6 protein-coding genes are annotated in these 11,321 nt (G+C 64.7%); all 6 read left to right on the top strand.

From position 1 onward, the window contains the following. Positions 1 to 8: 8 nt before the first annotated feature. Genes BMZ70_RS22370 through BMZ70_RS22345 form a run of 6 tightly spaced genes read left to right on the top strand, consistent with a single transcriptional unit; the run spans position 9 to position 11,321 of the window. The gene (locus BMZ70_RS22370; protein WP_092279664.1) at positions 9 to 827 is read left to right on the top strand and encodes a hypothetical protein; all 819 of its coding nucleotides are present in this window, start codon (positions 9 to 11) and stop codon (positions 825 to 827) included. A gap of 6 nt (positions 828 to 833) precedes the next feature. Then, positions 834 to 2,282 carry a cytochrome c3 family protein gene (locus BMZ70_RS22365; protein ID WP_092279662.1) on the top strand — a complete coding sequence of 483 codons (1,449 nt, stop codon included), beginning with the start codon at positions 834 to 836 and terminating at the stop codon, positions 2,280 to 2,282. Beyond that, entirely contained in the window at positions 2,279 to 4,213 is a 1,935-nt protein-coding gene (locus tag BMZ70_RS22360) for a heme-binding protein (RefSeq protein WP_092279660.1), read from the top strand. Before BMZ70_RS22365 ends, BMZ70_RS22360 begins: the two co-directional genes overlap by 4 nt. Beyond that, positions 4,203 to 6,200, top strand: coding sequence for an SH3 domain-containing protein (locus BMZ70_RS22355; RefSeq protein WP_130301073.1), 1,998 nt, complete (start codon positions 4,203 to 4,205; stop codon positions 6,198 to 6,200). The genes BMZ70_RS22360 and BMZ70_RS22355 overlap by 11 nt, the downstream gene beginning before the upstream one ends. Before the next feature lies 1 nt (position 6,201). Beyond that, positions 6,202 to 9,963, top strand: a complete 3,762-nt coding sequence (locus tag BMZ70_RS22350; protein WP_092279656.1) for an LVIVD repeat-containing protein — start codon at positions 6,202 to 6,204, stop codon at positions 9,961 to 9,963. Next, positions 9,960 to 11,321, top strand: a complete 1,362-nt coding sequence (locus tag BMZ70_RS22345; RefSeq protein WP_092279653.1) for a multiheme c-type cytochrome — start codon at positions 9,960 to 9,962, stop codon at positions 11,319 to 11,321. The genes BMZ70_RS22350 and BMZ70_RS22345 overlap by 4 nt, the downstream gene beginning before the upstream one ends.

Raw genomic sequence — 11,321 nt, 5'->3', positions numbered from 1 at the left:
GTCACCTTATGTTGCAAGACAATTTCATGTCGTTCCAGCGCTTCCGCTACGCCAAGTGGGCCATCGCCCTGCTGGCCTTGTGCATTGCGCTGTACGTGTTGGACAATCCGCCGATCAAACCGGGCGGCGGCACCATCCTCGGTTACGGACTCGGGACACTGGGCGCGCTGCTGATCGTCTTCCTGCTGCTGCTCGGCGTGCGCAAACGCGCCTACGCGTCGCGCATGGGCACCCTGCGCGGCTGGCTGTCGGCCCACGTCTACCTTGGCCTGGCGCTGGCGGTGGTGGCGACGCTGCACTGCGGCTTTGAATTCGGCTGGAACATCCACACCTTCGCCTACGCGCTGACGATGGCCGTTATCATCAGCGGCATCTGGGGCGTGGCGCTGTACCTGTACCACCCGTCGCTGATGGGGGACCTGCTCGACGGCCGCACGCTGGACCAGATCGCGCAAGACCTGCGCGACCTCGATGACCGCTGCCGCATGCTGGCGCAAGGCCGTCCGCCGCAGCTGCTGGCATTGGTGGAGGAATCGGCCGCCTGCCAGATCTTCAACAAGCGCCGCCAGCGCCTGACGGGCCGCAACCGCCAATGCGCCACTCAGCGCGTGCTGCATCGCCTGCGCGAAGTGGGCGACCAGTCGGACGCCAACTCGAACGAAATCTATACGCTGCAATTTCGCCGTTTGCAGCAGCTGAAACGCATCCGCTCCTTCGTGCGACTGCGCACGCTGACGGAAATCTGGCTGCTGTTCCATGTGCCGATGTCGATCGCTTTGCTGGTCGCGCTGATCGCGCACATCGTCTCGGTTTTCTTCTACTGGTAATCGCTTATGCAAGCCCGTAACAACGATAAGCTCCAGAAGGAGATCGACGCCCTGCAACGCCCGCTGGTCGGGCGCCGGACCATGTCATGGCTGGCGTTTGTGCTGGTGCTGCTGGCCTGCCTGGTGCTGCCGGTAGTGGCATCCTTGTGGCCGGCCGTGTTCCAGCCGGTGGAGGAAAAAGCGCCGCAGCTGCGCAAGACGCCGCACCCGGCGCCGGTGTTGAGCAGCACGTACGTGCGCGCCTCGCCGACGGCGCTGGGACTGGACGCGCAATGGAATCCGGGCACGCTGTCGGCATCGCACCAGCCGTTTGGGCTGGACTGCAAATCGTGCCACTCCGAGCCGTTCAAGCAAGTGCAGGACAAGGACTGCCTGGCGTGCCATAAGGGCATTGGCAATCACGTGGCAGATAAAGTGGCATCGATGCCGGCGCTGCACGAAACCCGTTGCGCCACCTGCCACCGCGACCATCAGGGCGCGGAGGGATTGGTGTCGCAGAACCGCCGCTACATCGGCGCCGGTTGCGCGTCGTGCCACGGTGATCTGGAAAGCAAGCTGCCAGGCACGCAGGTCGCCAACGTGAAGGACTTCGCCAAGGCGCACCCGCAGTTCCGTGTGCAAGTGGCGGCTTCGGAGACGACCTTTGTGCGTGTGCGTCAGGGTGGTGCGCCGATTGCGCAAGCGAATGCGCTGAAGTTCCCGCACGATATCCACCTGGCGGCGGGCGGCATCGCCAGCCCGAATGGCAAGAGCAAGCTGGAATGCGCGAGCTGCCATCGTCCGAATGCGAGCGGCAGCGGCTTTGAGCGCGTGAGCATGCAGCGCGATTGCCAGTCTTGTCACACGCTGGCGTTTGAGCCGGCGCTGTCGCAACGTCAGGTGCCGCATGGCTCGGTGCCGGAGGTGTTGACCACGCTGCGCGAGTTCTATGGCTACGTTAGCAGCAGCAAGGTGGCGGTTGATACGCCGCCGGCAAGCGGTCCTGTATTCACGGTGCGTCCGGGTATGCCTTCGGGCGCGCCGGCCAGCTTTGTGCAGGGCGGGGGAGATGCGCGTGCGCGTGCCGCTGCGGCGGCGACCGAGTTGTTTGAAAAGACTTCGTGCATTGTGTGTCACAACGTGAGCCGCGTGCCGGGGCCGGGCAAGGCCGGGACGCCGGGTGCGGATCTGCCGCAGTGGAAGATCGCGCCGGTCACCGCGCCGCATGCGTGGATGCCGAAAGCGGCCTTCGATCACGCCTCGCACAAGCAGGCGCCATGCGGCGATTGCCACCTGGCCGCCAAGTCGAACAAGTCCAGCGATGTGCTGATGCCGACCATTAAAGAATGCCGCGATTGCCACGTCGGCACCGAGCCGGTAGTCGGCAAAGTGAAATCGGATTGCGCGATGTGCCACGGCTACCACATGCCGGACCTGCACGCCGGCCCGAAAGCTGCGAAAGTGATGAAGCCATGAGCGCGCGCGTAACGAGTTTGGCGCTGGCCGCTGCTCTTGCGCTGACTGCGTGTAGTGGCGGCGGTGGTGGGGCATCGTCATCTTCATCCGGCTCTGGCGGCGGCTCGTCGAGTTCTGGCAGCTGCTTCACGCCTGCGGCCACGCCGCAGTCGATGACGGCGGCTGAAGTGGAGCAGGTGCTGGCCCAGGGCGCGGAAGCTGCGTCCAAGCTGGGCGCCAAGGCCACCATCGCGGTGGTGGACCGCGTTGGCAACGTGCTGGCCGTGTACCGCATGACCGGTGCCGGCGCCACCGTGAATATCCTCAGCGGCAGCGGCAAGAACAGCGCCGACAGCCCGCAAGGCCTCGATGGCCTGAGCGGCTTGATCGGCTCCGACCTCGCCGCCGTCGCCAAAGCGCTGACCGGCGCTTATCTGTCCTCATCCGGCAACGCCTTCAGCACCCGCACCGCCAGCTTCATCGTGCAGGACCACTTCGTACCCGGCATCGCACAAACCGCCGGCGGTCCGCTGTTCGGCGTGCAGTTCAGCCAACTACCATGCGGCGACCTGGTACAACGCGGCGTGGGCGTCGGCATTGGTCCCAAGCGTTCGCCGCTGGGACTCGCCGCTGATCCGGGCGGCTTCCCCTTGTACAAAAACGGCCGCGTTGTCGGCGGCGTCGGTGTGATTGCGGATGGCGTGTACGGCCTCGATCCCGCACCCACCAACAGCGGCGCAGATCTCGACGAACGCATCGCCCTGTCGGCGCAAACCGGCTTTGCCGCGCCGGACTGCATCCGCGCCGACCGCATCACCGCAGGCGGCGTCACGCTGACGTATGCGAATACGGCCTCGCAGCCGGTGGCCGTAACCGCCTCGCGCATCAGCGGTATGGCCGGCGGCCTGCTGGCGGTCGACGGCTACTACGACGGCGCCGGCATCCTGGCCGGCACCGCATTCGGCGAAGCGGCATCGGGCTTTATCGCGCAAGGCAGCTCGCAGATTCTGGTGAATGCCTCGTCCGGCAATCGCTATCCTGCCAGCGCGTCGGTGTCGCCGTTGCCGGTAGCTTCCGGTGGTGCCGGCATGAGCGCGGCGGAGGTACAGGAAGTGATTTCGCAAGCGCTGGGCGTGGCCGCACAGGCGCGCGCGCAGATCCGCATCCCGGTTGGTTCCGCAGCGGAGGTGACGGTGTCGGTGGTCGATACCGCTGGCCACGTGCTGGGCCTTGCGCGCAGCGGCGACGGTCCGGTGTTCGGCGTCGACGTGTCATTGCAGAAGGCCCGCACGGCGGCGTTCTTCTCGTCGCCCGGCGCCTCGGCGGCGATTTCCGCCTTGCCGCAGCTGGGCTACTTCAATGGCTCGCTGAAGCAGGGCGCTTTGTTCGGCGTGGATAGCTACATGGCGACGTCGCGCAGCTTCTTTGCGAATCCGGCGGTATTCAGCGATGGCATCGCGTTCTCGGCGCGTTCGATCGGCAATATCGCACGGCCGAATTTCCCGGACGGGATTGACGGTAACCCGGCCGGCCCGTTGTCCAAGACCACGGCGACGTGGAGTCCGTTCAACGTCGGCTTGCAGCTGGATCTGGTGTATCCGTCGCTGGTGGGGGCAATCCTGGCGCCGGCAGCGCCCAACATGAGCTGCACCGGTAATGCGATCGGGCTGGAAAACGGCATGCAGACTTTCCCCGGCGGCTTCCCGATTTATCGCGGCACGACCTTGATCGGCGCGATCGGCGTGTCCGGCGACGGCGTTGACCAGGATGACATGATCGGCATGCTGGGCGTGTCGCGCGCTGCGGCGTCCCTGAAGACCGGCATCGGTCACGCGCCGGCGTCGCGCCGTGCGGACACGCTGGCGCCGCAAGGCCGCAACCTGCGCTACGCCCAGTGCCCGCAGGCGCCATTCAACAACAGCACAGAGCAGAGCGTGTGTGATGGCATATAAGACCGCGTTCTCTCTCGGTGTCACGTCGATGCTGGTCGCAGCTGCCGTGCAGGCCGCGCCGCAGCAGTTGCAGGTGCTGGCTGTTACTGTGCCGGTGCGCGCCGAGCCAAATGCCAGATCGTTGCCGGTGGCCGAGCTGTCGCGTGGCGCAATGGTTGGCATCCTTGAACAGCGCGGCGACTGGTACAAGGTTCCGTTGGACGCCCAGCGCGCCGGTTGGATTCAAATGGCTCAGGCAGAATACGGCGAAATGACGATCGAAGTATTCGACGCGCCAGGCGCAGCACGCATCCCGGACGCCATCGACGGCATCCTGCCAGCGCGCCCCGGCGCCACGGCTGGCGTGCCGCAAGCCGACGTGCTGCCGACTATCGATCCATCGCAAGTACCGCCACCGCAAGCCAACCTGCCGCGCGAATCGCTGCCGGTGACGGACCGCTGGCGCCTGATGCAAACGCTGGGCTTCAAGTTCCCGTGGTACGACCCCTACAACCAGAACGCGCTGAAGGCCGACCTGCCGGTTCTCAAGGAATACGGCCCCGACCTGTTCTTCAACCTCGGCGTGGTCTCGGACTCGCTGCTGGAACTGCGCCGCCTGCCGACGCCAGTGGCGGGCCAGATCAGCACCGGCCCCGGCGCCAACGACATCTTCGGTCGCGGCCAGCAAACGGTGATGGTGCAAAACCTGATCCTGAATCTGGGGCTGATCAAAGGCGACACCACCTTCCGCCCGCCGGATTATGAACTGCGCTTCGTCCCGGTCTTCAACTTTAACCGCGCGATGGTGCAGGAATCCGGCGCGCTGCGCATCGATCCGTCGCTGGGCAAGCGCCGCAACGACAACTTCGTCGGCATCCAGGAAATGTTCGCCGACGTCCACCTGCGCAACGTCTCCGACCGCTACGACTTCGACTCCCTGCGCGTCGGCATCCAGCCGTTCACCAACGACTTCCGTGGCTTCCTGTTCCAGGACTCGCCGTTCGGCGTGCGCCTGTTCGGTAATCGCGACAACAACCGCTGGCAGTACAACCTCGCCGCCTTCGCGCGCTTCGAAAAGGACACCAACAGCGGCTTGAACGCCGTCGGCAAAGGCCTGCGCAAGGACCAGATCTATCTGGCCAACCTGTATCGCCAGGACTGGCCGTGGATCGGCTTCACCTCGCAAGCCAGCATCGTCCACAACCGCAATCAGGAAACCGAAAAGACCTACGACACCAACGGCTTCCTGGTGCGCCCGGCCTTCCTCGGCGACCTGCGCTCGCACCGCTACCACGTGACCTATCTCGGTTACAGCGGCGACGGCCATATCGGCGAATGGAACCTGGCCACGTCGACCTATCTGGCGCTGGGCCACAACGAGCACGATCCGCTGGCACACACCGCGCAGCAGATCCGCGCCGGCTACCACGCCAGCGAACTGTCGCGCGACTTCAGCTGGATTCGCGCGCGCGCCTCGCTGGTGCTGGCCTCCGGCGACAAGGACCCGTACGACAACAAGTCCACCGGCTACGACGCCATCATGGAAAACCCGCAGATTGCCGGCTCGGACACCAGCTTCTCGATCCGCCAAGGCTTGCCGCTGATCGGCGGCGGCGGTGTGGCGCTGTCGGGCCGCAACGGCATCCTGCCGTCGCTGCGCTCGTCCAAGGACGAAGGCCAGTCCAACTTCGTCAATCCCGGCCTGATGCTGCTGGGCGTGGGCGCGGACCTCGACGTGGCGCCGGAACTGCGCGTATTCGGCAACGTCTCGTATTTGCGCTTTATGGACACGCGCGTGCTGGAAGTGCTGCGCGCGCAGTCGATTCCGTCGAAAGAGATGGGCGTCGATTTTTCGGTCGGCACGCACTGGCGGCCGTTCTACAACCAGAACGTGATTATCAATAGCTCCGTGGCCGCGCTGCGTCCCGGCAAAGCACTGAAAGCCCTGTACGGCGACAAACAGGGCACGCTGTATTCCGTTTTATTCAACATGGTTTTAAGTTACTGACATGAAGGCGTTCAAACATATCCTCGCACTGGCGCTGCTGCTGATGACCGCAGCGGTGGTCACGCTGGTGAGCGCCAATTCCGGCCCGGCCCTGAGCCTGCGCGAGTACATCATGGCGCCTGCCGCTCCCGCCGCGCAAACCGAAAAGCAGGCCGAAGCCAAATCGTCCGGATGCCTGAGCTGCCATACCGTCACCGACCGCCACACCATGCACGCCAATCCCGGCGTGGTGCTGGGCTGTACCGACTGCCACGGCGGCAATGCTTCCGTGGTCGGCGAGGGCAAGCCGGAAAGCCCGGCCTACCGCTCGGCGCTGGATGCGGCGCACATCCTGCCGCGCGACGAGAAGTACTGGCAGCATCCGTCGTCCGCCAATCCGCAAGGTTCCTACGCCAAGCTGAATAAGGAGCACCCGGCCTACATCCGCTTCATCAATCCTGGCGATTTGCGCGTAGCGCGCGATGCATGCGGCGCCTGCCACCTGCCGATCATCCAGGCGCAGGAACGCAGCCTGATGGCCACGTCGGCCATGCTGTGGGGTGGCGCCAGCTACAACAACGGCATCCTGCCGTACAAGCGCTATATCCTCGGCGAGTCGTACACGCCGGAAGGCGCGGCTGCGGCTATCGTCAATCCGCTGCGTGTGGATAACGAGCTGTTTGTCCACAAGGGCATTCTCGACCGCCTGTATCCGCTGCCTGCGTGGGAGACCATCGCACCGGCCGACGTGTTCCGCGTGTTCGAACGCGGCGGCCGCGTAATCGGCAGCGCGTTTCCTGAAATCGGTTTGCCGAACAGCTCCGGCACGCTGCAAAAGCTGGATGAACCGGGCCGCCCGGATATCCACCAGTCCAACCGTGGTCCCGGCACCGGCGGCCGCATCGCCGTCCCGGCCATCAACATCACCAAGACGCGCCTGAACGACCCGCACCTGTGGTTCCTCGGCACGAACGAGCAGCCGGGCGACTATCGTTCTTCCGGTTGCACCGCGTGCCACACCATCTACGCCAACGACCGTGATCCGCTGCACTCCGGTCCTTACGCGTCGGCTGGAAACAGCGGCATGACCAAAACCGTCGACCCGACCATTCCGAAGAACCAGTCCGGCCATCCGATCAAGCACGAATTCACGCGCGCGATTCCATCGTCGCAGTGCATGACCTGCCATATGCACCAGCCGAACATTTTCGTGAACTCGTTCTACGGCTACACCATGTGGGACTACGAATCGGATGCGCCGTCCATGTGGCCGAAGAAGCAGAAGTATCCGACCGACGCCGAGATCCGCGCCATCCAGGCACGCAACCCGGAAGAAGCGGCCACGCGCGGCAACTGGAGCGATCCGGAATTCCTGAAGAACGTATCGAGCCTGAATCCGACTCTGAAGGACACGCAGTTCGCCGACTACCACGGCCACGGCTGGAACTTCCGCGCCATCTACAAGCGTGACCGCAAGGGCGCGCTGCTGGATGCCAAGGGCAATATCATCGACGATAACGACCCGGATAAATTCAAGAAGACCGTGCACCTTGCCTCCATCCACATGGAGAAGGGCATGCAGTGCGTGGACTGCCACTTCTCGCAGGATGCGCACAGCAACGGCCACATTTACGGCGAAGTGGCGGCGGCGATTGAAGTGGACTGCGTGGACTGCCACGGCAGCGCCACCAAGTATCCAACCCTGCGCACCAGCGGCCCTGCGGCCAAGCCGGGCGGCATGGACATGTCGCTGCTGAAAACGCAGGACGGCCGCCAGCGCTTCGAATGGCGCGAAGGCCGCTTGTACCAGCGCGCCGCTACCGATCCGAAAAAAGAATGGGAAGTCAGTCTGGTGAAGGATTCGGTCAATCCGGCCAACCCGCACTACAACGAGAAAGCCGCGCGCGCCAAGTTGATGAGCGCCGGGCCGGAAGGCCAGCAAGGCAAGTGGGGACCGGGCGTCGGCAAGCTGGCGCACGACAACGACAAGATGAGCTGCCATAGCTGCCACCTGTCGTGGACCACCAGCTGCGCCGGTTGCCATTTGCCGATCCAGGCCAACTGGAAAACGGAGCGTTTGCACTACGAGGGCGGCGAGTCGCGCAACTACGCTTCGTACAATCCTCAAGTGGCGCGCGACGATATGTTCCAGCTCGGCGTGGCCGGCCCGGTGAAAGGTTCGAAGATCACGCCGGTGCGTTCCAGCTCCGCGCTGGTGCTGTCGTCGGTGAACTCGAACCGCGAGAAGATCTACATCCAGCAGCCGCCGATTGCCTCCAGCGGCTTCTCGTCGCAGGCTTTCGCGCCGCACTATCCGCACACCGAGCGCAAGGAAGAGACCAAGACCTGCTCCGATTGCCACGTCTCGAAGAACAACGACAACAACGCCATCATGGCGCAGTTGCTGCTGCAAGGGACCAACTTCGTCAACTTCGTCGGCTACAACGCGTGGATCGGCGAGGCCGGCCACGTGGAAGCGGCCACCGTCACCGAGTGGGACGAGCCGCAGGCGGTGAAGGGCAGCTACCTGCAGCGCTACGCTTACCCGGACTGGTTCGAGCAGCACAAGGCGCGCAAGATGGAGTTGACCGAAACGCACGCGCATCCGACCGAGGGCGCGGCTAACTGCCTGCAACTGCGCGGCGAATACCTGTTCACGGCGGAAGGCAAGGGCGGCTTGCGCGTGTATGACGTGGCCAGCATCGCCAACAAGGGCGTGTCGCAGCGCATCGTCACGGCGCCGTATTCGCCGCTGGGCCAGAACACGCAAGTGCCGTCGAAGTACGCCACCTGCATGGCGCTGCCGACCAACCAGCCGATCGCGCCGACCCGCAATCAGGGCGATTTGATGCGCGTGACGAATCAGGAGCAGGCCTTCCATCCGATTTACCACTACGCCGCCATCAGCGACTCGCAAGAGGGCCTGATTCTGGTGAACGTGGACACGCTGGCCGACGGCGAGGCGCGCAACAACTTCCTCAACCGCGCGCTGACCTGGAATCCGAACGGCTTGCTGAACGGCGCGCAGCACATCGTGCTGGGCGGGCATATCGCCTACATCGCCGCCGATGCCGGCATGGTGATCGTCGATCTGAATGATCCGTTGAAGCCGCGCCATCTGGCGACTGTGGCGCTGGACGGCGCACGCGCCTCGGCGCTGCAATTCCGCTACCTGTTCGTCACCGACAAGAGCGGCCTGCGCGTGATCGACGTGACGCTGCCGGCCAAACCGGCGCTGCTGCCGGGCCGCGTGGCGCTGGCCGATGCGCGCAAAGTGTATGTGGCGCGCACGTACGCCTACGTCGCGGCTGGCAAGCAAGGCCTGGCCATCATCGATGTGGAAAAACCGGCGGAGCCGAAGGTGTACCAGATGTTCGATGCGGACGGCCAGTTGAATGATGCAAGAGACATCATTGTCGGTTCGACCAATGCTTCGCTGTTCGGCTACGTGGCCGACGGCGCCAATGGGTTGAAGGTATTGCAACTGACGGCGCCCGACACGCAGCCGCGCTTCTATGGCTTCTCGCCGGAGCCGAAGCCGCAGCTGATCGCGTGGAGCCGCACCCGCACCCCGGCGCTGGCCCTGTCCAAGGGGCTGGACCGCGACCGCGCGGTGGATGAAACGGGCGGCCAGATCGCGGTATTCGGCCGTATCGGTTCGCGTCCGTTCAATGCCGCAGAAATGGCTAAACTGTATTTAAAGCCTGATTCGCAAATCTGGACTGTGAGCGATCAGGGCGTGCCGGGCGATTACGTGCCGCGCGCGCAGAAAGGAAAGAAATGAAAAGGATGCTGTCCGCCTGCCTGATGCTGGCCTGTGGGCTGGTGCTGGCCGCCAGCTCGTCGACCTCGCCGGTGCTGCCGAATGCGTCGCCGCACCAGTCGGTCGGTACGGTCAATTGCGCCAGCAGCACCTGCCACGGTGCGGTGGCGCCTTGGACTGGCTCCAGCGTGCAGCAAAATGAGTACACCACCTGGCTGCGGCTGGACAAGCACGCCAAGGCTTACGCCGTGCTGCTGAACGCGCAATCGCGCTCCATCGCCGCCAAGCTGGGTCTCAAGCAGGGCGCGGAGAATGCGCAGGAATGCCTGGACTGCCACGCGCACAACCCTGCGCCGTCGCTGCGCGGCGAGCGTCACATGGTGACCGATGGCGTGGGCTGCGAGGCCTGCCACGGCCCGGCCGACAAGTGGATCCGCTCGCACACCGCTCCCGGCGCCACGCACGCGGACAATGTCGCCAAGGGCATGTATCCGACCGAGAAGCCGGTGGAGCAGGCGAAGTTGTGCCTGTCTTGCCACGTGGGCGACAGCAGCCGCTTCGTCTCGCACCGCATTATGGGCGCGGGCCATCCGCGTTTGAGCTTTGAGCTGGATACCTTCGCCCAGCTGGCCCCTGCACACTACAAGGTCGATGATGACTGGCGCCAGCGCAAGGGTGATTACGACAGCGTGCGTCTGTGGGCCATCGGCCAGGCGCTGGCTTCCAAGAACCAGCTGGATGCGCTGGCCGATCCTAAGCGCGGGCGCGACGGCCTGTTCCCGGAACTGGCGCTGTTCGATTGCCACGCCTGCCATCACCCGATGAGCGAGAAGAAGTGGACCCCGCGCCTCGGCGTGGGACCGGGCCGCATGCGTCTCAACGACAGCAACCTGCTGATGCTGCGCGCGATCGTGCGCGCCACAGATCCTGCTGGCGCGAATGCCTTCAGCGCCCAAGTCACGCAGTTGCACCAGGCGGTGGCGGGCAATACCGCCAGCGGCGTGGCCGGCCGCAGCGCCGATCCGCTGGCGCTGGCGTCGGCCTTGTCGGCCACCATCCAGCGCTACATCGACAAACTGGAACAGCAGCGCTTTACGCCGCTGATGCAGCGCGCCGTGCTGGCAGGTTTGATCGATGAGGCCAAACGCCAACAGTATTCCGACTACGCCGGCGCCGAGCAGGCCTACATGGCCATCTCCAGCCTGTCGTCATCGCTGGCCAAGCAGGGCGCGCTGGGCGGCGCTGCCGGCGTGGCCGAGATGAACCGCAAGCTGGCGGCGCTGCGCGTGTCGCTGGCCAATGAGGACGCGTTCAAGCCGGACGTCTTTGCGAACGGCCTGCAAGGCCTGTCGCGCACCATTTCACCGCAGGCGAATTAA

Source organism: Duganella sp. CF402, from assembly GCF_900109645.1.
Lineage (GTDB): Bacteria > Pseudomonadota > Gammaproteobacteria > Burkholderiales > Burkholderiaceae_D > Rugamonas.
This window is presented reverse-complemented; position numbering and strand designations above follow the sequence as displayed.